This window comes from Actinomadura sp. CNU-125, assembly GCF_001942465.1.
In the GTDB taxonomy this organism is placed as follows: domain Bacteria; phylum Actinomycetota; class Actinomycetes; order Streptosporangiales; family Streptosporangiaceae; genus Spirillospora.
The window spans coordinates 18,717-39,601 of sequence record NZ_MKJY01000432.1 but is presented as its reverse complement, the minus strand read 5'-3'; the positions used below and the strand labels follow the sequence as shown (position 1 = coordinate 39,601).

The 20,885-nt window shown below is 71.8% G+C and carries 16 protein-coding genes and 3 pseudogenes; 13 read left to right on the top strand and 6 right to left on the bottom strand.

The window, feature by feature from the left end; all coding sequences use genetic code 11:
* Positions 1-3 precede the first annotated feature (3 nt).
* Positions 4-496, top strand: a pseudogene (locus tag BJF79_RS36220) (DUF523 domain-containing protein).
* On the opposite strand, the gene BJF79_RS36215 reads toward BJF79_RS36220, so the two are convergent.
* Entirely contained in the window at positions 493-1,482 is a 990-nt protein-coding gene (locus BJF79_RS36215; protein ID WP_075904185.1) for an aldo/keto reductase, read from the bottom strand. The pseudogene BJF79_RS36220 and the gene BJF79_RS36215 sit on opposite strands and share 4 nt — an antisense overlap.
* 80 nt (positions 1,483-1,562) lie before the next feature.
* On the bottom strand, positions 1,563-3,605 hold the full coding sequence (locus BJF79_RS36210) for an ATP-dependent DNA helicase (protein ID WP_187357104.1): 2,043 nt from the start codon (positions 3,603-3,605) through the stop codon (positions 1,563-1,565).
* Between the two features lie 161 nt (positions 3,606-3,766).
* Here BJF79_RS36210 and BJF79_RS36205 point away from each other — a divergent pair, with 161 nt between their 5' ends.
* From BJF79_RS36205 to BJF79_RS36190, 3 genes are all read left to right on the top strand, one after another.
* Positions 3,767-4,264 carry a phosphoribosyltransferase gene (locus BJF79_RS36205; protein ID WP_075904183.1) on the top strand — a complete coding sequence of 166 codons (498 nt, stop codon included), beginning with the start codon at positions 3,767-3,769 and terminating at the stop codon, positions 4,262-4,264.
* A gap of 66 nt (positions 4,265-4,330) precedes the next feature.
* The gene (locus BJF79_RS36200) at positions 4,331-5,320 is read left to right on the top strand and encodes a DUF4192 domain-containing protein (protein ID WP_075904182.1); all 990 of its coding nucleotides are present in this window, start codon (positions 4,331-4,333) and stop codon (positions 5,318-5,320) included.
* Positions 5,321-5,809: 489 nt separating this feature from the next.
* A complete protein-coding gene (locus tag BJF79_RS36190; protein ID WP_262403072.1) occupies positions 5,810-6,154 on the top strand; it encodes a hypothetical protein in 345 nt (114 codons plus the stop codon).
* Positions 6,155-6,377: 223 nt separating this feature from the next.
* On the opposite strand, the gene BJF79_RS36185 is transcribed toward BJF79_RS36190, so the two are convergent.
* A complete protein-coding gene (locus BJF79_RS36185) occupies positions 6,378-7,019 on the bottom strand; it encodes a TetR/AcrR family transcriptional regulator (protein WP_075904180.1) in 642 nt (213 codons plus the stop codon).
* Between the two features lie 78 nt (positions 7,020-7,097).
* Here BJF79_RS36185 and BJF79_RS36180 point away from each other — a divergent pair, with 78 nt between their 5' ends.
* Both BJF79_RS36180 and BJF79_RS36175 read left to right on the top strand, forming a co-directional pair.
* The gene (locus tag BJF79_RS36180) at positions 7,098-8,528 is read left to right on the top strand and encodes a DHA2 family efflux MFS transporter permease subunit (protein ID WP_075904178.1); all 1,431 of its coding nucleotides are present in this window, start codon (positions 7,098-7,100) and stop codon (positions 8,526-8,528) included.
* Positions 8,525-9,334 carry an SDR family NAD(P)-dependent oxidoreductase gene (locus BJF79_RS36175; protein WP_075904176.1) on the top strand — a complete coding sequence of 270 codons (810 nt, stop codon included), beginning with the start codon at positions 8,525-8,527 and terminating at the stop codon, positions 9,332-9,334. The genes BJF79_RS36180 and BJF79_RS36175 overlap by 4 nt, the downstream gene beginning before the upstream one ends.
* A gap of 478 nt (positions 9,335-9,812) precedes the next feature.
* Here the strand turns inward: BJF79_RS36175 and BJF79_RS36170 are convergent, their stop codons facing one another.
* Positions 9,813-10,181 (bottom strand): hypothetical protein, encoded by a 369-nt coding sequence (locus BJF79_RS36170; protein ID WP_075904174.1) that lies wholly within the window; start codon positions 10,179-10,181, stop codon positions 9,813-9,815.
* A gap of 156 nt (positions 10,182-10,337) precedes the next feature.
* Here BJF79_RS36170 and BJF79_RS36165 point away from each other — a divergent pair, with 156 nt between their 5' ends.
* The 5 genes and pseudogenes from BJF79_RS36165 to BJF79_RS36145 all read left to right on the top strand — a co-directional run bounded on the left by BJF79_RS36165 (position 10,338) and on the right by BJF79_RS36145 (position 15,812).
* A complete protein-coding gene (locus tag BJF79_RS36165) occupies positions 10,338-11,177 on the top strand; it encodes a polysaccharide deacetylase family protein (RefSeq protein ID WP_083734507.1) in 840 nt (279 codons plus the stop codon).
* Between the two features lie 35 nt (positions 11,178-11,212).
* The gene (locus BJF79_RS36160; protein WP_075904172.1) at positions 11,213-11,713 is read left to right on the top strand and encodes a DUF1707 and DUF4870 domain-containing protein; all 501 of its coding nucleotides are present in this window, start codon (positions 11,213-11,215) and stop codon (positions 11,711-11,713) included.
* A gap of 171 nt (positions 11,714-11,884) precedes the next feature.
* Positions 11,885-13,251 (top strand): annotated as a pseudogene (locus BJF79_RS36155) (FAD-binding oxidoreductase).
* Between the two features lie 103 nt (positions 13,252-13,354).
* Positions 13,355-14,620 carry a class I SAM-dependent methyltransferase gene (locus BJF79_RS36150; protein ID WP_075904170.1) on the top strand — a complete coding sequence of 422 codons (1,266 nt, stop codon included), beginning with the start codon at positions 13,355-13,357 and terminating at the stop codon, positions 14,618-14,620.
* A 187-nt stretch (positions 14,621-14,807) separates the two neighbouring features.
* Positions 14,808-15,812, top strand: a complete 1,005-nt coding sequence (locus BJF79_RS36145; RefSeq protein ID WP_262403076.1) for an ATP-dependent DNA ligase — start codon at positions 14,808-14,810, stop codon at positions 15,810-15,812.
* Between the two features lie 3 nt (positions 15,813-15,815).
* Here the strand turns inward: BJF79_RS36145 and BJF79_RS36140 are convergent, their stop codons facing one another.
* Positions 15,816-16,709 carry an alpha/beta fold hydrolase gene (locus BJF79_RS36140; protein WP_075904198.1) on the bottom strand — a complete coding sequence of 298 codons (894 nt, stop codon included), beginning with the start codon at positions 16,707-16,709 and terminating at the stop codon, positions 15,816-15,818.
* Positions 16,710-16,875: 166 nt separating this feature from the next.
* Here BJF79_RS36140 and BJF79_RS36135 point away from each other — a divergent pair.
* Positions 16,876-18,125 (top strand): annotated as a pseudogene (locus BJF79_RS36135) (cytochrome P450).
* Positions 18,126-18,173: 48 nt separating this feature from the next.
* On the opposite strand, the gene BJF79_RS36130 reads toward BJF79_RS36135, so the two are convergent.
* Positions 18,174-19,718: a long-chain-fatty-acid--CoA ligase gene (locus BJF79_RS36130; protein ID WP_075904168.1), complete on the bottom strand. Its 1,545-nt coding sequence runs from the start codon at positions 19,716-19,718 to the stop codon at positions 18,174-18,176.
* Positions 19,719-20,064: 346 nt separating this feature from the next.
* Between BJF79_RS36130 and BJF79_RS36125 the strand changes: the two genes are divergently transcribed.
* Positions 20,065-20,679 (top strand): hypothetical protein, encoded by a 615-nt coding sequence (locus BJF79_RS36125; protein ID WP_143220701.1) that lies wholly within the window; start codon positions 20,065-20,067, stop codon positions 20,677-20,679.
* Positions 20,680-20,885: the final 206 nt, after the last annotated feature.

Sequence of the window (20,885 nt, the reverse complement as noted above, 5' to 3'; positions counted from 1 at the left end):
GGCGTGGAACGGATCCTCGTCAGCTCCTGCCTCGCCGGACGGCCCGTCCGCTACGACGGCGCGGCCAAGCCGGTGGACGACGGCCTGTTCGAGCGCTGGCGCGCCGAGGGGCGGCTCGTCCCGTTCTGTCCCGAGGTGTCGGGCGGCCTGGCCGTGCCGCGACCGAGCCGAGATCGTCGGCGGCGACGGCCGGGCCGTCCTCGCCGGCACCGCCGCCGTCCGCACCGGCGCGGGCGAGGACGTGACGGGCGCGTTCCTGCGCGGCGCCCGCCTCGCCCTCGACACCGCCCGCCGCACCGGCGCCCGCATCGCCGTCCTCAAGGAAGGCAGCCCCTCCTGCGGCAGCGGCCGGATCTACGACGGCACCTTCACCGGCGCCCCGACGCCCGGCGAGGGCGTCACGACCGCGCTCCTCGAACGCGCGGGCGTCCGCGTCTTCGGCGAGGACGACCTCGCGTCCGTCCAGGCGCTCCTGACGGCCCTCGAAGCCCGCTAGTACACCTCGGCACGGCCGTACACGCCCGTCCCGGGCGCGTCGCACTGCGCGATGAAATCGGCCGGGAACCCCGGTTCGAAGCCCGTCACCGCCTCCAGCCGCGCGACCGCCTCGTCGGGGAGGACGACGTCCACGAAGCCGAGGTTCTCGGCGAGCTGCGCCGCGTCGCTCGCCCCGACGATCGGATGCACCGCGGGCCGCCGCGCCCGCGTCCACGCCAGCGCGACCTGCGACGCCGGGACGCCCAGCTCCCCGGCGACCTCCAGCACCGCCCGCGCCACCGCGTGGTCGCGTTCGCCCAGCGTGGACGCGTCCACCCGGGTCGCGCCGTCCGGTCTCCGGGGCCCGCTGAACTTGCCCGACAGGACGCCCCGCGCGAGCGGCGCCCACGCGGCCACGCTCAACCCGAACTCGTCCGCCATCGGCAGCAGCTCACGCTCGACGTCCCGGTCCAGCAGGCTGTAGGGCACCTGCAACCCCGCGAACGGCGTCCAGCCCCGCCACTCCGCCAGCGTGTTCGCGCGCGACACCACCCACGCGGGCGCGTCCGAGATCCCGATGTAGAGGACCTTCCCGGACCGGACGACGTCGTCCAGCGCCCGCATCGTCTCCTCGATCGGGGTGCGGCGATCCCACACGTGCACCCACAGCAGATCGATGTAGTCGGTCCGCAGCCTCCGCAGGCTTCGTTCCAGCGACAGCACGAGATTCTTGCGATGGTTGCCGCCGCCGTTCGGATCGTCCGGATCGCGGGAGGCCGTGTACTTGGTCGCCAGCACGAACCGGTCGCGGCGCCCCGCGAGCAGCCCGCCCAGCACGTTCTCGCTCTCCCCGTACGACGAGGCCGTGTCGATGACGTTCCCGCCCGCGTCGGCGTAGACGTCCAGCATGGCCTTGCGGTCGGGACCGTCCTCGTAGAAGCTCATCGCGCCGAAGAACACTTCGGACACCCGCAGACCGGTCCGTCCCAGAACTCGGTAACGCAAAAGACCCCTCCCGGTACGCGGCGAGGCCCCGCCTCAAGCCGCACGCCGAGCCTGCCACAGGGACGGACCGGGCGGAAAGATCAACCGGCGGCGGCGTCCAGGCGGCGGAGCGCGCCCCGGACGACCTCCGGATCGGTCGTCGCCCAGAACGGCGGCAGCGAGTTCTTCAGGAACCCGCCGTAGCGGGCCGTCGCCAGCCGCGGATCGAGGACGGCGACCACGCCGCGGTCGTCCATCGAGCGCAGCAACCGGCCCGCGCCCTGCGCGAGCAGCAGCGCCGCGTGCGTCGCCGCGACCGACATGAAACCGTTGCCGCCCTTCGCCGCCACCGCCCGCGACCGCGCCGACGACACCGGGTCGTCCGGACGGGGGAACGGGATCCGGTCCATGATGACGAGCTGCAGCGACGGGCCCGGCACGTCCACGCCCTGCCACAGCGACAGGGTGCCGAACAGGCTGGTCCGCTCGTCCTCGGCGAACCGCGCGACCAGCTGGCTCGTGGAGTCCTCGCCCTGGCACAGCAGCGGGTGCGACAGATGGTCCTTCAGCTCGTCGGCGGCCTGCCGGGCGGCCCGCATCGAGGAGAACAGCCCGAGCGTCCGGCCGCCCGCCGCCTCGATCAGCTCGGTGATCTCCGTCAGGTAGGCGTCGGCGAGCCCGTCCCGTCCGGGTTGCGGCAGGTGCCGCGCGACGTACAGGATGCCCGACTTCGGATGGTCGAACGGCGACCCGACGTCGAGCCCCGACCAGGTGACCTTCGTCCCCGTCTCGCCCTTGTCCGTCGCGGTGACCGCCAGGCCCTCGGCGGCCGTCCGCGCGTCCCGCGACGCGCCCTCGGCCAGCGGCGGCAGCCCCCACTGGCGGGCGAGCGGCTCGAACGACCCGCCCAGCGTCAGCGTCGCCGACGTCAGGACGGTCGTGCGCTCCTCGAACAGCGTCGAGCGCAGCAGCCCGCCCACGCCGATCGGCGCGACGTGCAGCGCCGGCGGCCGCGCCGGGCGCCCCTCCGGCACGAACGGCTTCTCCAGCCACACCACGTCGAACCGCTCCGCGATCTCCGGCTGGAACGCCTCCAGCAGCCGGATGGCCGTGTCGTGCACGTCCTCCAGGGACGATCGCGCCGCCTTCCGCGCGGCCATGTCGCCGGGATCGTTGTCCTTCTTCTCCGGGCCGAGCGCGGTGACGGCCGCGTGCGCGGCGTCCCGCAGCGCCGCCAGCGAGTTCCCGAGCGCGGGCGACAGGACGTCCATCCGCCCGCCCGGCATGTCCTCCAGCAGGACGCCGAGCCCCTCGCCCGCCTCCTTGAGCCGGTCGGCCAGACCCTCCTCGATGAGCCGCCCGCACCGCCGCGCCGCCGTCTCGACGGCCGCCGCGCTCACCTCGCCCGTCGCCACCGACGTGACGCGGTCGACCAGCTCGTGCGCCTCGTCCACGACGACCACGTCGTGCTCGGGCAGGACCTGGAACTCCTCCAGGGCGTCGATCGCCAGCAGCGCGTGGTTGGTGACGACGATGTGCGCCTCCCCGGCCTGCGCGCGCGCCAGCTCTGCGAAGCACTCCGTCCCGTGCGGGCAGCGCTGCGCCCCCAGGCACTCCTTGGCGCTGACGGCGACCTGCCGCCACGCCTGCTCGCTCACCCCGGGCACGACCTCGTCCCGGTCGCCCGTCGTGGTCTCCTCGACCCACTCGTTCAGCCGCTTGACCTGCCGGCCCAGCGACGAGAGCTGCTGCGGGTCGAACAGCCCGCCCTCTTCCTCCTCCGGGGCGCCCGTCTGCACCCGGTGCAGGCACAGGTAGTTGCGCCGCCCCTTGAGAATGGCGAACTTCAGCTCCGTCCCCAGCAGCGGACCCAGCGCCTCGGCCAGCCGGGGCAGGTCCCGGTCGACGAGCTGGCGCTGCAGCGCGATCGTCGCCGTGGAGACGACCACCGTGGTCCGCTTGTCCACCGCGTGCCGGATCGCGGGCACCAGGTAGGCGAGCGACTTGCCGGTACCGGTGCCCGCCTGCGCCGCGACGTGCTCGCCCGATTCGATGGCCGCGCGCACCGCCTCGGCCATCTTCGTCTGCCCGGGACGCTCGGCGCCCCCGATGGCCTCGACGGCGGCGGCGAGCAGGGTCGCCATGTCCGGAATCTGGGTATCGCTGCCGGTCAGCAGTTCTGGGGCGGGCACGTCGCCCGACACTACCGTCCGCCGCGGACATCCGCGCCCCGTCCGGTCACCGGAACGTCCCAATTGCGGGGGCTCGCGTTCAACGCACGGCCAGGGTCGGCCAAGATGGTGGCGTGTCTGCTGAGAGAGAAGTCCTGACCTGGGAATTGTTCGGCACCGCGAGCCGGGGACTGGCGCAGGCGGTCGCCGACAGCGGCTACCGCCCCGACCTGATCCTGTCCATCGCCCGCGGCGGCCTGTTCGTCGCCGGATCCCTCGGTTACGCGCTGGACGTGAAGAACCTGCATGTGATGAATGTCGAGTTCTATACCGGCGTGGACGAACGGCTCGACCTGCCGGTCATGCTTCCGCCCGTCCCCAACGCGGTGGACCTGTCCGGTGCCAAGGTCCTGGTCGCCGACGACGTCGCCGACACGGGGGCGACCCTCAAGCTCGTCCGCGACTTCTGCGCGGACCACGTCGCCGACGTCCGCTGCGCGGTGGTCTACGAGAAGCCCGCTTCCTCGGTCAAATGCGAGTACGTCTGGCGGCACACCGACCGCTGGATCAACTTCCCCTGGTCCACAGAACCCCCGGTCGTGAGCAAACCCCACCAAATCCTCGACGCCTGAGCCGGAGTTATCCACAATCCAGTGAGCACGTGACCACTCTCCGCAATCTCGGCGAGAGTGGACGGCATGAGCCCACTGATCATCCACTCGGCCCGAGACGCCATCGCCGCCGTCCCCTACATGCTCGGCTTCCACCCGTCCCGCAGCATCGTCGTGATCGGCTACGACGGCCCACCGAACACCTGCGCCGTCCGCCTGGATTTACCGGTGCCGGACGAGGCCGCCGGCCAGGCGGCCGGGATGCTGGCCGCCAACGGCTTCCGCAGGGCCCTCCTGCTCGGCTACGGCGGCCCCGAAGAGGCCGGCGCCGCCGCCGTCGCCCTGCGCGCGGCCCTCGCCGCCGCGGGCGTCGACACCACCGAGGCCATCCGCGTCGACGAACAACGATGGTGGTCGCTGACCTGCGACGACGCCTGCTGCCCCGCCGAAGGCGTCCCCTACGACATCTCCGGCAGCCTCGTCGCCGCGCAGGCGACCTTCGCCGGGCACGTCGTCCTCGCCGACCGGGACGAGCTGGTCCGCTCGGTCCAGCCCGTCCCGGACACCCCCGCACTCCGCGCCGCCACCGACCGCGCCGAGAAACGGTTCCTCGCCCGCGCCCGCGAACCCTCGGACCGGTTCCACTCCCAAGCCACCGAAGAAGGAGTCGCGTTCGTCGCCTCCGTCCGCGACGGCCCCACCGGCGACCTCACCGACGACGACGTCGCCTGGCTCGGCGTCCTGCTCACCGACCGCCGCGTCCGCGACGAGGCATGGGTCCGCATCGACGAGGATTCGCCCGCCGACGACATCCGCTTCTGGCGCGACGTCGCCCGCCGCGTCCGCGACCCCTACGCGGCGGGCCCGGCCGCCCTCCTGGCCTACGCCGCCTACGCCGGAGGCGACGGCGGCCTGGCCAACATCGCCATCGACCGGGCCCTCGATGCCGACCCCGACTACTCCATGGCCGTCCTGCTCCGGCAGGTCATCACCTCCGGCATCCCGCCCTCCAAGGCCCGCATGCGCATGACACCCCGCCAACTGGCCGCCGCCTACGACGAAAAGGAGGCCGGATGACGCCCGGCGACACCTGACCGGGGGGCGCCGCGACCGCACGGCCCGTCCGGCCGCGGCGCCCCGATGGCAACGGCCCCGCATCACCGAGGAAGGACCGCAGGCAGACACCAACGACACGGCGAACACCGGCGCGGTCAAGCTGCTGGAGAGCTACCGGATGGCACGACGGGCGCGGCCCGCCGGTGAACGCGTCGACCGGGTGAGCTTGGACCCGGCCAGTCGGCAGCCGCAGAACTTCGACTCCGCCGTCCATGAGGAACACGCGGCGCTGTTCCGGGAGGGGGCGCTGCTGGCCGATGCTCCGCCGGAACGCCGTGCCCGCTGGAGGAGATGGTCGCGCTGGCCGACTTCCTCAGCGAACGCCTGCCCGCCCTGCTGGGGGAGTGGCACGCCCACCGCGATGAGCTCCGAGCCGCGGGAAAGCTGCCCTCACCCGGCGAATAGCACTGCGACACACCCCAGGCTCCAGACCATAGGAGGTTGTCCACCATGACCGACTCCGAGTTGTCCGCCCTGCGGGAACGGGCCGACAGCGGTGACCAGTACGCGGCCGACCAACTGATCGAACTCGCCGCCTGCCGTGGTGACCTGACGGAACTGCGCCGCCTGGCCGACCAGGGCAACGGCACCGCCGCCGATCAGTTGGTCGAGCTGGCCGCTGAACGCGGTGATTTCGAGCAGTTGCGCCGCTTGGCTAACCAGGGCAATGCCACCGCGGCGGATCAGTTGGTCGAGGTGGCTGCCGAACGCGGCGATGTGGGGGAGTTGCGTCGCTTGGCCGATCGGGGCAATGCCACCGCCGCCGATCAGCTGATGGAGCTGGCTGCCGAGTAACCAGCGAGGGCGCAAGGCGATGCCTTGGCGTTCCCCAAGGTGAGCCCACGGGTCGCTCGCCCCTGGACGCATTTCGACGAGCGGCGTCGGTGACCGTCCCTTGCCTGTATCCGCCCGCTGGACTGGCGACTTCGCGTTCGACCGGCGGATCCAGTCCGAGGCCGGGTTGGTGTATCCGGGCTACCCGGCGGCGCGACGGCTCTGGGCGATCAGCTTTCGCGGGTCACTTTCCGCTCTCGTGGTCATCTGTGGGGCCGGAGATCTGGAGGAAGGCGTCGACGGCGGTTCTGGCCAGGTCGTGCAGCGCGGCGTCGTCGATCGGGCGGGTGCCCATCCGGGTTCGGGCTTCCAGCGGGCCGGTGAGCAGGGCGAGGAACTGCTCGGCGACCAGGTCGGGGTCGGTGATGCGGAGCCGGCCGGCGAGTGCGAGGCGGGCGAGCCGGTCGGCCAGCGCCTGGGTGAGGTGGTGCGGCCCGCTCTCGGAGACGATGTCCAGGATGTCCGGGAACTGGGTGATCTCCGAATAGAGCAAGCGCCGCAGGGCGCACGCGCGGTCCTCGGTGTGCAGCCGCAGTAGTCGGTATCCGACGTCCTGCAGGGTGGTGCGCAGGTCGCCGCCCGCGTCTTTGAGCGGATCGAGGGCGGCGAGGCGCTCGTCCAGGACGGTCTGCGCCGCGGCCCGCATCGCATGCCGGAACAGGGTCGCCTTGTCGTTGAGGTGGTTGTAGACGGTGGGCTTGGCCACGCCCGCCTCGGCGGCCACCTCCTTGACGCACGCCTGGGCGTAGCCGCGGCGGGCGAACACGGTGAACGCGCCTTCCAGGATCGCTTGTCGCCGGTCGCCGCCTCCGCGTGTGTTCGCCATCCCTTGATTGTACCCGTGAGTACAACTCTATGAACCTGGAGGTTGTATCTGGACTGATTGGGCCATTAACTTGAACCCATGAGTTCAATCGATGCGGACGACCGCTTGGACGCCCGCCTGCTGGGCACGATCGGCGTGGTCCTGCTCGGCGGGTTGCTGGGCATCCTGAACAGTTCGATGGCCGCCGTGGCGACCGACACCCTGGCCGTCGAACTGGACGCCTCGCTCAGCACGGTCGGCTGGGCCTCCACCGGATTCCTGCTCGCGGTCACCGCGACGATCCCGTTCACCACTTGGGCGGTCGACCGGTTCGGCGGCCGGCGGCTGTGGCTGACGGGTCTGGCGGTGTTCGCGGTCGGCGCCCTGGCCGCGGGCCTGGCCCGGGACATCGGCGGCCTGATCGCCTTCCGCGCGCTGCAGGGCGTCGGTGCCGGGCTCCTGGACCCGCTGGTGCTGATCCTGCTCGCCCGCGCCGCCGGTCCCGCCCGGGCCGGGCGCGTGATGGGCCTGATGGGCGTCGTCCTCTCGCTCGGCCCGGTGCTCGGCCCCATCGTCGGCGGTGCCGTCCTGGACGGCCTGTCCTGGCGCTGGATGTTCCTGCTCGGCGTGCCCGTCGGCGTGGCCGCCTTCGTGCTGGCGGTGCGCGTCCTGCCCGCCGACGATGTGGTCGACGGACCGCGCCCGCGGCTGGACGTGCTCGGCCTGGCCCTGCTCGCCCCGGGGTTCGCCGCCGTCGTCCTGGCGCTGTCGCAGGCGGCCGAGCAGTCGGCCTTCACCGCCTGGCAGGCGCTGCTCCCGCTGGCCGCCGGTGCCCTGCTGCTGGCCGGATACACGGCGCACGCGCGGCGGGCCGGGGCCGTCCCGCCGCTGATCGATCTGCGGCTGTTCGCCGGCCGCGGCTTCACCGCGAGCGTCGCGATCATGGGGCTGGGCGGGCTGGCCAACTTCGCTGCGCTGTTCGTCCTGCCGCTGTACTACCGGCAGGTGCACGGGCACGGCGTGCTCGCCGCCGCGCTGCTGATGGCCCCGGTGGGGCTCGGCGGCGCGATCTCGATGCCGCTGGCCGGACGGCTGTCGGACCGGCTCGGCCCCCGCGGCCTTCACCGGCGGGCGGCGGCGGCCCTGCTCGGCGCGCTGGCCTTCACCCGCGTCGGCGCCGGCACCACCGAGACGTGGCCGGTCGTGACCGCGTTCGCGCTCGGCCTCGGGATGGGGTTCTTCAGCGCCCCCACCATGGGGTCGTTGTACCGCAGCCTGCCCGGCCCGATGATCGCCCAGGGCAGTTCCGTGCTCTACATGCTCAACCAACTCGGCGCGGCCCTCGGCGTCGCCGTGGTCACCCTCGTCCTGCAGATCTCCGCCGACCCGGTCACCGGCGTGCACGGCGTCTTCTGGCTCACCGCGGGCGTGCTCGCGGTCGTCCTGGCCGCCGTTCCGCTGCTGCCCGGCCGTCCGGCCGCGCCGGACACCCAACACCGACCCGCCATGCCCGAAAGGACGACCCGATGAACGGCTCCGCGAACGCCCCCGCCAAGACGATCGTGATCACCGGCGGTACCGACGGGATGGGCCGCGAGCTGGCCCGCATCCACCTGGACCGGGGAGACACCGTGGTCGTCGTCGGCCGCGACGCCGCCAAGGCCGCCGGCCTCCCCGGAGCCGAGTTCATCGCGGCGGACTTGAGCCTGGTCAGTGAGAACCTCCGGGTCCTCGAACAGATCAACGCCCGGTACCCGGTGGTGGACGCCCTGGTGCTGTGCGCCCGGTACTTCCGCTCGACCCGGTTCGTCACCGCCGAGGGTGTCGAGGGGACCTTCGCGCTGGAGTACCTGAGCCGGTTCCTGCTCGGTCACGGCCTCAACGAGCCCGGCGTCATCGTCAACGTGTCCGGACCCGGCGTACCGATGGGCCGCATCCACTGGGACGACCTCATGCTCGAACGCGGCTACGAGGGGGTCGCCGCGCAGATGCAGGCCGGCCGGGCCAACGACCTGCTCGGCGTCGACTACGCCGCCCGTCACGCCGCCCGACGCACGAGCTACGTGCTCATCAATCCCGGCCCGGTCGCGACGAGCTTCGCCGGCGAGTACGACGCGGCCACCGCCGCCCACGTCGCCGATCTCAAACGGCACGGCCGACCCGTCCGGGACGGCGTCGAGCCGATCGGCGCCCGCATCGACGCCCCGCCCACGGCGCCGCTCACCGCCTTCGCGCGCTTCGCCCCGATCGGCCTCGACGACCCCTCCTTCGACCCCGACGCCGCCGGCCGCCTCCACGACCTCACCCGCCGCCTGCTGCACCGACTGGGGCACTGACCTCATGACTTCCCGATTGGGGCGGCGTTCTGCCCCGCCCCCGTAACTCCCGCGAACCGACGTCCGTCTTCACGGCCCGGCACGGTCACCGGGCTTGTCCGACGCCGCTGGCCGGTACGCCGCCCACCCCGCACCGCAACACCGCGATCCCCGGCGCGCCCACACGCGAGCACGCCGGGGATCACCCGCCTCACGAACCGCTCAGACCCCCGACGACGGTTGACACCCCGGGGCGTTCGTTTCTCGTCATTCGGCGGGATGGTGGCGGGGGAGGGACGGTCACATGAGGCACGGGCGCACCGACCGGTTGTATGCGGCGGCGATGTCTGCGTCGGCCGCGGACGCGGACGTGGTGCCGTCCGATCGCGGGCTTCGTCGATCGGAGCCCGGCCGTGCGGTCATGGGTTGCCGGTGGTGCCAACGGGTTCGGCCGCGGGACGCGACGTCCCGTCGCCGCGCCTCGGTCGGCGGCCGTGTTTCAGGAGACGGCTTCGCCGGGGGCGCCGGGGTCGATGCGGCGGTCGCGGTTGCGGGCGTTGTAGGCCCGCATGCGCGGCGGGTAGCCGACGATCTGGACGTCGTAGACGGGGGCGCCGAGGTCGCGGGCGACCTTGCCGATGACCTTGGGGGAGCCGACGCGGCGGCGGGTCCATTCGCCGTCGTGGGCGACGGCGACCGCGGTGGTGTCGGTGGCGAAGGTTTCCGGCTCGACGAAGAACTCGACGCCGCGGCGGGAGCGGGCGAAGGCGATGAGCGCCTCGATGTCGGCGTCGGTGGCCTCGCGGTCGAACTTCGTCACCGTGGATCCGCGGTGCTTGCGGATGCCGAACCGGTCCCGGAACCTCATGGTCTGCCCCTCGGTGGCGCCCCCGGAGCCGTTCCGGGGCCGGTGCTGACGATAACGATCGTTTGCTCGCGGCGGTTCCCGACACGACAATTCGCGTCCCGGACGGGCGGTGGTCCGCGATCTAGACTGGCGAGGCTCGAAGATCGGGGGGAGCAGATGGACGGGCCTGGCCTGGTCCGGCGCGGGGCCGCGGCCGTGCTCGCGGCCGCGCTGTGCGGGTGGCTCAGCACGCTCGCGCCGTCCGCGGGAAGGGAGGAGCCCGTGGCCGTGCAGGTGGTGCGGGAGCTGCCGAAGCCGAAGCCGAAGCCGAAGCCGAAGCCGAAGCCGAAGCCGAAGCCGGAACCGCCGCCGGTGCCGGACGTCGACTGCGCGCGGGCGAAGTGCGTGGCGCTGACGTTCGACGACGGTCCGGTGCCGGGGACCGCGGAACTGCTGGACGTGCTGGACGCCCGGGGAGTGCGGGCGACGTTCTTCGTCGTGGGGGAGAACGCGGCGGAGCACCCGGAACTCGTCCGGCGGGAGCACCTCGCGGGGCACGAGGTCGGGAACCACAGTTACACGCACGCGGACCTGGGCGCGGCGTCGAAGCGGCGGGTCGTCTCGGAACTGCGGAGGACGCAGGAGGCGGTGCGCGCCGCGACCGGGGTCACGCCCGTGCTGCTGCGTCCGCCGTACGGGTCGATGTCGGGGACGCTGACGCGGGAGGCGCGGCGGATGGGGCTGTCGCAGGTGCTGTGGTCGGTCGATCCGCTGGACTGGAGCGAGCGCGACAGCGGGTCCGTCGAGCGCCGGGTCGTCGAGGGGGTGCGGCCGGGCGCGGTCGTGCTGATGCACGACATCCACGGTTCGACGGTGGACGCGGTCCCGGACATCATCGACCGGCTGCGGGACGACGGGTACGTGTTCGTCACCGTGTCGCAGTTGTTCGGCGGGCGTCTGGCACCAGGGGAGGAGTACGTCGAGTCGAAGTCAGGGCAGTCTCAGGGACTTCCCTGATGGCTCGGGGGGCGGGCGGTGAGGAGTATGGGGGTATGGAGAGCACTCAGGGCCACCTGCGGGTGTCGGACGCCGAGCGGGAGCCCGTTCTCGGTCGGCTGAAGGACGCGTTCGCCGAGGGCCGGATCGATCACGACGAGTTCGACCTGCGCACGCATCTGGTGCTGACGGCGAAGACACGCGACGACCTCGCCGTGGTCACCGGGGACCTGGCGCCGATGCCCGCGGTCGCGGGGCCGGAGCCGGACGGGGGCGACCGGGTGGCGGCGGCGATGGCCCACGGGCTGGCGGCGTGGACGCTGTTCGTGGGGCCGCTGGTGGTGCTGCTGACCCGGGGCCGCCGGTCGGAGTTCGTGCGGCGGCAGGCGGCGGAGGCCGTGAACCTGCAGGTGACGCTGCTGCTGATCACGATCGTGACGTTCGGGTTCGGCGGGATGCTGTACGCGGTGACGTGGATCGCCTCGATCGTCGCGGCGATCTACGCGCTGGCCGGGCAGCCGTTCCGCTACCCGTGGATTCTCCGGCTGGTCAAGTAGCCCGCGGGTTTGTCGGCGCGCACCCATGGGGAAAGGTTGTTCAGCCGCCTCGTGGGGAGATGGATCAGCGTGCCCGTACCTTTATTCCCCTCCCCGCCTGTGATGACAACAACGTCCGGGTTATGTGGACCGTACATGGGATGATCGATTAACTATGTTCGGGAGGGGTACATGACGGAGCTTGCGATCAAGGGCGATCACCAGCGGGCGGTGGAGGCGCTCAGGCGGTCCTATGCGGCGATCCCGGCGGGCACGCCGGTGCGGCTGGCGAAGAAGACGTCGAACCTGTTCCGGTGGCGCGACCCCTCGGAGGCGCCCGGCCTGGACGTGTCGGGGTTCGACTCCGTGCTGAGCGTGGACCCGGACGAGCGCACCGCGCAGGTCCAGGGCATGACGACCTACGAGGACCTGGTCGACGCGACGCTCCCGCACGGGCTGATGCCGACGGTCGTCCCGCAGCTGAAGACGATCACGCTGGGCGGCGCGGTGACCGGGCTCGGCATCGAGTCGACGTCGTTCCGCGACGGGCTCCCGCACGAGTCGGTGCTGGAGATGGAGGTCCTGACCGGGGACGGCCAGGTCGTCACGGCGACGCGCGACAACGAGCACGCGGACCTGTTCTACGGGTTCCCGAACTCCTACGGGACGCTCGGCTACTCCCTGCGGCTGAAGATCGAGCTGCGGCCCGTCCGCCCGTACGTCCGGCTGCGGCACCTGCGGTTCGGCGACGCGGCGCGCTCGCGACGGCGATGGCGGAGCTCACCGAGTCGCGGACGTACGAGGGCGAGTCCGTCGACTTCATGGACGGCACGGTCTTCGGCCCGTCGGAGCAGTACATCACGCTCGGGTTCTTCACCGACGAGGCGCCGTACACCTCGGACTACACCGGTCAGGACATCTACTACCGGTCGATCCAGCGGCGCTCGGTCGATTTCCTGACGGTCCGCGACTACATCTGGCGCTGGGACACCGACTGGTTCTGGTGCTCGGGCGCGTTCGGGGTGCAGAATCCGCTCGTCCGGCGCGTGTGGCCGGACAAGGCCAAGCGGTCGGACGTGTACCGGAAGCTGGTCGCCTACGACCGGCGGTACCAGTTGGTCGCCCGCGTGGACCGGTGGCGGGGGCAGCGGCCGCGCGAGGACGTCATCCAGGACATCGAGGTTCCGGTGGAGCGGCTGCCGGAGTTCCTGGAGTTCTTCCACGACAAGGTGGGGATGAGCCCCATCTGGTTGTGCCCGCTGCGGACGAAGGAGGATTGGCCGCTGTACCCGCTGGAGCGCGGCCGCACCTACGTGAACGCGGGGTTCTGGGGGACGGTGCGGATTCCCCCGGGGCAGATCCCCGAGTACCACAACCGGCTGATCGAGCGTAGGGTCGCCGCCCTGGACGGGCACAAGTCCCTTTATTCGACGGCGTTCTACGGCCGGGACGAGTTCTGGCGGTACTACGACGGGGACAGCTACCGGCGGCTCAAGGGGGCCTACGACCCGGACGGGCGGCTGCTGGACCTCTACGACAAGTGCGTGCGCGGGCGCTGATCGGGCGCCCGCCGATTTCGGGGGGCCCGGCGGCGGGCGGCGGCCGACCATGTCGGCGGCCGGCGGACTCGGCCGTCCGGGTGGAGAGACAGGAGGGATCACAATGACGCTGGCCAGGGTCTTCGAGCAGATCGCCGGGGCGCAGGCGCCAGTGGAGTTCGCGGGGTACGACGGTTCCCGGGCGGGGACGCCCGGCGCCGACATCCGCTTCGACGTTCGTTCGCCGTACGCGGTGTCCTACCTGGTGCATTCGCCGGGGGCGCTCGGTCTCGCGCGCGCCTACGTGACCGGGATGATCGACGTCTCCGGCGACATGATCACGGCGCTGTCCACGATGCAGGCGGTGTTCGGCGAGATCACCGGACGGCAGAAGGCGGGGATCCTCGCCGAGGTGATGCGCGACCCGCTGCTGCGGGGCGCGGTGAGCCGCCGGCTGGACCCGCCGCCGCAGGAGGCGCCGTTCAGCCGGATCCCGTCGTGGCTGCGGCACTCCAAGCGGCGCGACGCGAAGGCGATCTCCCACCACTACGACGTGTCGAACGCGTTTTACGAGTGGGTGCTGGGCCCGTCGATGGCGTACACGTGCGCGTGCTTCCCCACGGAGGACGCGACGCTGGAGGAGGCGCAGTTCCACAAGCACGATCTGGTCGCCAAGAAGATCGGGCTGAAGCCGGGGATGCGGCTGCTGGACGTGGGCTGCGGCTGGGGCGGCATGGTGATGCACGCCGCGCAGGAGTACGGCGTGAAGGCGCTGGGCGTGACGCTGTCGAAGCAGCAGGCGGAGTGGGCGCAGAAGGCGATCGCCGACCGCGGCCTGTCGGACCTGGCCGAGGTGCGGCACCTGGACTACCGGGACGTCGCCGAGACCGGCTTCGACGCCGTCAGCTCGATCGGGCTGACCGAGCACATCGGCAAGGCGAACCTGCCGTCGTACTTCGCGTTCCTGCACGGGAAGCTGAAGCCGGGCGGGCGGATGCTGAACCACACCATCACGCGGCCCGACAACCTGGCGCCGCCGCGCAAGGAGAACGGGTTCATCAACCGGTACGTGTTCCCGGACGGTGAACTCGAAGGCCCCGGGTTCGTCCAGATGCAGATGAACGACGCGGGCTTCGAGATCCGGCACCAGGAGAACCTGCGGGAGCACTACGCCCGCACGCTCACCGGCTGGTGCCGCAACCTGGACGAGCACTGGGACGAGGCCGTCGCCGACGTCGGCGAGGGCACGGCCCGCGTGTGGCGCGTCTACATGGCCGGGTGCGTGCTCGGCTTCAAGCAGAACTGGATCCAGCTGCACCAGACCCTTGGGGTGAAGCTGGACGAGAAGGGGAACGGCAACATGCCGCTGCGTCCCGACTGGGGCGTGTGACCGCGGCGAAGCTCCCGCAGGACAGACGGGCCGACCGGGTGACCGGCCGGCCCGTTCCGTTCCCCGGCCGGCCCGCCCCCCGCCCGAGCGCGTACAAAACCGGTCAACATTCCGCCGTGTCGATATCCCCGCAGGTCGAACGGGGTAGGCGGGGACCAGGACGCCGAGTTCGGGGGGACGCGTGGCCATGCACATCCGGTCCCCGGTGAAGCCGATGCTGGCGGCGACGGTCGACCGCGTGCCGGAGCCGCAGGCGTGCCCGGGCGGGTGCCGGTACGAGCCCAAGTTCGACGGGTTCCGCGCGGTCGCGATCGTGGACGAGACGGGCGCGGTGCTGCTGGCGTCCCGCCGCCGGACCCGGTTCAACGAGGCGTTCCCCGAGGTCGCGGCGGCCGTCGCGGAGGTCGTCCCGGCCGCGACGGTGCTGGACGGCGAGATCGTCCGGTGGGGGCCCGACGGGCGGCTGGACTTCGGCGCGCTGCAGCGCCGGCACGTCGCCGGGCGCCGCCGCCGGGACCTGGCGCGCGACGAACCGTGCCACTACGTGGTGTTCGACGTCCTGGAGACCGGCGGCGACGACCTGCGGCCGCGGCCGCTGCGCGAGCGCCGCACGATCCTCGAACGGCTGCTCGCGGACGTCCCGTCCGGTTCCCGGGTGGTGGCGACGCCGCAGACGGCGGACGTCGCGGAGGCGCGCCTGTGGTTCGACGCGCTCGCCGCGCGCGGCGAGGGGCTGGTCGTCAAGGACGCCGACGGCGCGTACCTGGAGGGGCGCCGCCGCTGGCAGAAGGTGAAGCGGCGGACGACGGCGGAGGGGATCGTCGGCGGGGTGACCGGCACCCGGCAGGCGCCGGAGTCGCTGATCCTGGGCCGGTTCGACGCGGACGGGCGGCTGCGGGTGGTCGCCCGGACGACGCCGCTGCCGCCCGCCGCGCGCACCGGGCTGGCCGCGGTGCTGCGGCCCGGCGGCGCGGACCATCCGTGGCCGGCGGAGCTGCCGTCGGGCTTCGCGGGCGGCCCCTACGGCTCGCACCCGCCGATCCGGTACGTCCGGACCGAGCCGGAGACGGTGGTGGAGTTCAGCGCGGACGCGGCGGTGGAGAACGGACGCTGGCGGCACGCCGTCCGGTACGTCCGGACGCGGGCGGAGCTGGACCCGGGGGACGTCGCCCCGTTCGGCGCCCCGTACTGAGGCTTACTCGGCGAGCCAGTCGAGGATCAGCCGGTTGACCTCCGCGGGCCGGTCCCGCTGCAGGAAGTGCCCGCCCCCGGGGACGAGCCGCGCCCGCGATCCCGGTGGCAGCGCGGCGACGATCGGGGCGAGGTCGCCGCCCGGCGCGACGACGTCCGCGCCCATGCAGCCGTCCCGGCCGCCGTGCAGGTACAGGACGGGACGGACGCCGCGCGCGTCCGCCGCGCGCTGTGCGTCCGCGTAGCGTTCGACGTGCCGCGCGGGGTCGAGCATCGCCCGGTAGTAGCCGAGCGCGGCGGTGATGTTGGCCGGGGTCGCGAGGCATTCCATGACGCGGTCGACCTCTTCGGCGGCGTCGGGGGCGTCGGGCGGCGACCAGTCGCGCCACAGCCCGGCGACGAAGTCGCGGTTCAGGACCGTCTCGGCGAGGGGCGTCTGGAACACGAAGACGTAGAAGGACCGCTTGAGCTGCTCGTAGGCGAAGAACGAGCTGACCAGCACCTCGATCGGCGGGACGGCCATCGCGACGGCCTTGCGCCACCGGTCCGGGGCCAGGTTCGCCGCTCCGTAGGTCGCGGCGGCGCCCCAGTCGTGGCCGATGACGACGGCGTCGGGTCCGCCGCCGAGGGCCTCGTGCAGCGCGACGGCGTCCGCGGCGAGCGCGCCGGTCTGGTAGGCGCCGTCGGCGGGGACGGACGTGGGCGCGTAGCCGCGCATGAACGGGGCCACGGCGCGGTACCCGGCGGCGGCCAGTTCGGGCAGGAGCGGCCGCCACGTGTGCGGCGTGTCGGGGAAGCCGTGCAGGCACAGCGCGAGCGGCCCGTCGGGCGGGCCAGCCGCCAGATAGCCGAACGTCAGTCCGTTCGCCTCGATCATGCCGTCCGTGATGTCGGTCATGTCGCCCATAAGTCCTCACTTTCTCGTCGCGCGCCGCCACCCTTTCATCGCGGGCCCCGAGCCGCGATGTGACCCGGCTCACGTATTGTCGATCGGGCTACCGGGGCCGCGCTTTACTTTGAGAGGGTGCATGTAAACCGAATCTGGTTCGGAACGATGAGGTGACATACACGTGCTCAAGGTCGAGGACATCAACCTGACCGACTGGGGCTTCTGGCGCCGTCCCCACGACTACCGCCACGAGGCGTTCAAGGCCCTGCGATGGCACCCCGACCTGATCCGCTACGAGGAGCCCTTGGTCGAGATCGTCGAGCAGGGGCCCGGCTACTACGCGCTGACCCGGCACGCCGACGTCGTCGAGGCGTCCCGCCGTCCCCAGGACTTCTGCTCCGGACGCGGCACGATCAGCATCCCCGACATGCCGGGCGACCTGCACGAGTACTTCGGCTCCATGATCAACATGGACGACCCGCGGCACGCCAAGATCCGCCGGATCGTCTCCCGGGCGTTCTCCCCGCGCATGATCCAGCGGTTCGAGGACAAGGTCGAGTCGGTCGCCGCCGAGCTGGTGGAGGAGATCGCCGCGGGCCACGGGACGGGCGACTTCGTCCAGGACGTCGCCGCCCGCCTCCCGCTGAAGATCATCTGCGACATGATGGGCATCGGCGAGGAGAAGTACGGCACCGTCCTGGACGCCACCAACGTCATCCTCGCGGGCAACGACGCCGAGTTCCTCCCCACCGGCAGCGCCGAGGAGATGGCGATGGCGCTGCTGGGCGCCGGCGAGAGCCTCAAGGGCCTGGTGGAGGAGCTCGGACGACGCCGCCGCGCCGAGCCCACCGACGACCTGACGTCCGCGCTCGTCAACGCCAACATCGACGGCGAGAGCCTGACCGACCAGGAACTCGGCTCGTTCTTCATCCTGCTCGTCGTCGCGGGCAACGAGACGACCCGCAACGCCATCGCGCACGGCCTCGACCTGTTCACCAGGCACCCCGACCAGCGGGCCCTCCTGGTCGAGGACTTCGACGCCCGCATGCCGCGCGCGTCGAGGAGATCATCCGGTACGTGTCCCCGGTCATCTGGATGCGCCGCACCGCGACCCGCGACACGACGCTGAACGAGCACGAGATCAAGGAGGGCGACAAGCTCGTCCTCTACTACTGGTCCGCGAACCGGGACGAGTCGGTCTTCACCGACCCGGAGAAGTTCGACATCCTCCGCGACCCCAACCCGCACGTCGGGTTCGGCGGCCCCGGCCCGCACTTCTGCCTCGGCGCCCACCTCGCCCGCCGCGAGATCACCGTGATGTTCCGCGAGCTGCTGCGCCGGGTCCCGGACATCCGCGCCGGGGAGCCCGAGCGGCTGGAGTCGAACTTCATCAACGGCATCAAGCGGCTGCCGTACACCTTCTGAACGCGGACGGCCCCGGCGGATCCGCCGGGGCCCGTGAACCGCGACGGGTCAGCGCAGCTCGCGCTTGAGGATCTTGCCCGTGGCGGTCATCGGCAGCTCGTCGCGGAACTCGACGATCCGCGGGTACTTGTAGTTGGCGAACTGCTCCTTGCCCCACGCGACCAGCTCGTCCTCGGTCACGGACGCGTCCGGCGTGCGGATCACGTACGCCTTGATCTCCTCGCCGTGGCTGTCGTGCGGGACGCCCACGACGGCGGCCAGCGACACCTGCGGGTGCGTCATCAGGACCTCTTCGAGCTCCCGCGGGTACACGTTGTAGCCGCCCCGGATGATCATGTCCTTGGAGCGGTCGATGATGAAGTAGTAGCCCTCCTCGTCGCGGCGGGCCACGTCGCCGGTGCGGAACCAGCCGTCGCGGATCGCGCCCTCGGTCGCCTCGGGCCGCTTGTAGTAGCCCTTCATGATGTTGTGGCCGCGGATCGCGATCTCGCCGGGGCCCTCGCCCTCGACGTCCTTCCAGTCGTCGTCGATCAGCTTCATCTCGACGCCCCACACCGGCAGGCCGATCGAGCCGGGCTTGGTCGGACGGTCCGGGCGGTTGAACGACGCGACCGGCGACGTCTCCGACAGGCCGTAGCCCTCCAGGACGTCCAGGCCGAACTTCTCCTTGACCCCCTTCAGGACCTCCATCGGCAGCGCCGCGCCGCCCGACACCGCGACCCGCAGGTTCTCCCGGATCGTCGCGACGTCCTCGGCGGACGTCTCGTCGGTCAGCAGGCCCCAGTACATCGTCGGGACGCCCGCGAAGATGTTCACCTTCTCGCGGACCATCAGCGCGACGGCCTCCTTGGCGTCGAACCGCGGCTGCATCACCAGCGTGCCGCGCCGGTAGAACCCGACGTTCATGACGCACGTCTGGCCGAAGATGTGGAACAGCGGCAGCGTCACCAGCGAGGTGTCGTGCAGCGTCTTGGCGAAGAGGGTGTCGTCGACCATCGCGTTCATCAGCAGGTTGCCGTGCGACAGTTCGGCGCCCTTCGGCTGCCCGGTCGTCCCGCTCGTGTAGATGATCACCGCGGTGTCGGTGGGCTCGCTGGTGACGGGCTCGAACGTGCCCGGCTGCCCGGCGAGCGCCGCCCAGAACAGCTCCGCCCCGTCGATCGGCGACTCGGTCGCCGCCGGGTTCGCCGGGAGCAGGAAGAAGTGCTCGCAGGCGTCGGCCTGCTCGAACCCGGCGTACCCCATCTCGCCGAGCGGCAGTTCGGGCGTGCCCTCGAAGCAGAAGAACGCCTTCGCGTCGGAGTCGCCCAGGTGGTAGGCGATCTCACGGGGCTTGAGCAGGACGTTCAGCGGCACGACGACCGCGCCCGCCTTGAGCGCCCCGAAGTAGACCATCGGGAAGTACGGCAGGTTGGGGCTCGACAGCGCCACCTTGTCGCCCGGTCCGATGCCGCGCGACCGCAGCAGGTTCGCGACCTGGTTCGCGACCGAATCGATGAAGGAGTACGAGAGCCGCAGATCGCCGAACACGACCGCGTCGCGGTCGGGCGTCTCACGGGCGGCGTCCTCCAGCAGCACGGACAGGTTGAGCATGGCACTCCTCGCGCGGGGAAACGGGTGACGAGCCGGTTGTTACCGACGAGTCTACGAATCGTTCCGCTCATCCTGCTGTATCCGCCGGGGTCGGCGCCATGCCGCGCCGCCCTTTTTGACGTGCCGTTTTGCGACGCACCTCCGATTTTGGGGCGGGTGTGACGGGAGGGACACGGACGGTCCCGGGGCCGGACGGGCGAACCGGTCGAGTCCGGATCTCCGCTCGATCTCGCGCCCGATCGTCCCGCCCGATCGTCCCCGGTGATCGTCCGCGGGCGGTGCGCCGACCGCACGCGCCCCGCCCGGCTTGGTTACGATGACCGTTCCGGGAAAAGGGGGCCTTTTCGTGATCATTTTCGGTTGGCGCGTGGTGTTCTTCACCCTGGGCAAGGGCGTCTTCCACTGTCCGCAGTGCGGCGGCGACCGCGAGTACCGCAAGCGGCAGGGCCGCAACTTCTTCACGCTGTTCTTCATTCCGGTCCTGCCCCTCAACAAGACCGGCGGCGAGATCGTCGAATGCGGGACCTGCCGCGGCCGCTGGACGACCGGCGTCCTGCAGGTCCCGACGACCGCGCAGCTCGCGCACATGCCCGCGATGCTGCTGCGGATGGCGATCGCCCAGGTACTGCGCTCGGGCGACTACACCCACGCGGCGTCCCGCTCCCGCGCCGTCGCCGTCGTCCGCCAGGCCGGCGAGGCCGGGTACGACGAGGGCGCGCTGAACGCCGACCTCGGACGACCGTTCGACGAGGTCCGCGTCGAGATGGGGCGCGCCTCCTCGGCGCTGGCCCCCGAGGCGCGCGAGAGCATCCTGCGCGCCGCCGCCGAGATCGCCCTCATGGACGGCCCGCTCGGCGTCTCCGAGGAGGAGACCCTCGCCGCGGTCGGCGCCGACCTCGAACTCACCCGCGTCCAGATCACCGGCGTCGTGTCCCTCGCCCGCCAGGCGTCCGGTCACTGACCCGGCCGCCCCGGGCGCGGCCCCGGATATCCCCGGTCGGCGGGGGTTGCGGTTGCGCTAGGCTTGCTGTATGCATGCCAGGCTGCTCCTCGAACGGCCACGCTGACGAGAAGTCAGCGTGGCGGCCCCTCCTGCGCGAGGGGCCGTTTCATTTCGCGGGACGGCCTGGCCCCTTCGCCAGGGACTCGCCAGGAAAGAGAGAGAAA

Excerpts from the sequence above, each read along its gene's own strand:
- BJF79_RS36210 (WP_187357104.1), bottom strand. The coding sequence starts at position 3,605 with ATGGCGACCCTGCTCGCCGCCGCCGTCGAGGCCATCGGGGGCGCCGAG.
- BJF79_RS36200 (WP_075904182.1), top strand. The coding sequence starts at position 4,331 with ATGAGCCCACTGATCATCCACTCGGCCCGAGACGCCATCGCCGCCGTC.
- BJF79_RS36190 (WP_262403072.1), top strand. The coding sequence starts at position 5,810 with ATGACCGACTCCGAGTTGTCCGCCCTGCGGGAACGGGCCGACAGCGGT.
- BJF79_RS36185 (WP_075904180.1), bottom strand. The coding sequence starts at position 7,019 with ATGGCGAACACACGCGGAGGCGGCGACCGGCGACAAGCGATCCTGGAA.
- BJF79_RS36180 (WP_075904178.1), top strand. The coding sequence starts at position 7,098 with ATGAGTTCAATCGATGCGGACGACCGCTTGGACGCCCGCCTGCTGGGC.
- BJF79_RS36175 (WP_075904176.1), top strand. The coding sequence starts at position 8,525 with ATGAACGGCTCCGCGAACGCCCCCGCCAAGACGATCGTGATCACCGGC.
- BJF79_RS36170 (WP_075904174.1), bottom strand. The coding sequence starts at position 10,181 with ATGAGGTTCCGGGACCGGTTCGGCATCCGCAAGCACCGCGGATCCACG.
- BJF79_RS36165 (WP_083734507.1), top strand. The coding sequence starts at position 10,338 with ATGGACGGGCCTGGCCTGGTCCGGCGCGGGGCCGCGGCCGTGCTCGCG.
- BJF79_RS36160 (WP_075904172.1), top strand. The coding sequence starts at position 11,213 with ATGGAGAGCACTCAGGGCCACCTGCGGGTGTCGGACGCCGAGCGGGAG.
- BJF79_RS36150 (WP_075904170.1), top strand. The coding sequence starts at position 13,355 with ATGACGCTGGCCAGGGTCTTCGAGCAGATCGCCGGGGCGCAGGCGCCA.
- BJF79_RS36145 (WP_262403076.1), top strand. The coding sequence starts at position 14,808 with ATGCACATCCGGTCCCCGGTGAAGCCGATGCTGGCGGCGACGGTCGAC.
- BJF79_RS36140 (WP_075904198.1), bottom strand. The coding sequence starts at position 16,709 with ATGACCGACATCACGGACGGCATGATCGAGGCGAACGGACTGACGTTC.
- BJF79_RS36130 (WP_075904168.1), bottom strand. The coding sequence starts at position 19,718 with ATGCTCAACCTGTCCGTGCTGCTGGAGGACGCCGCCCGTGAGACGCCC.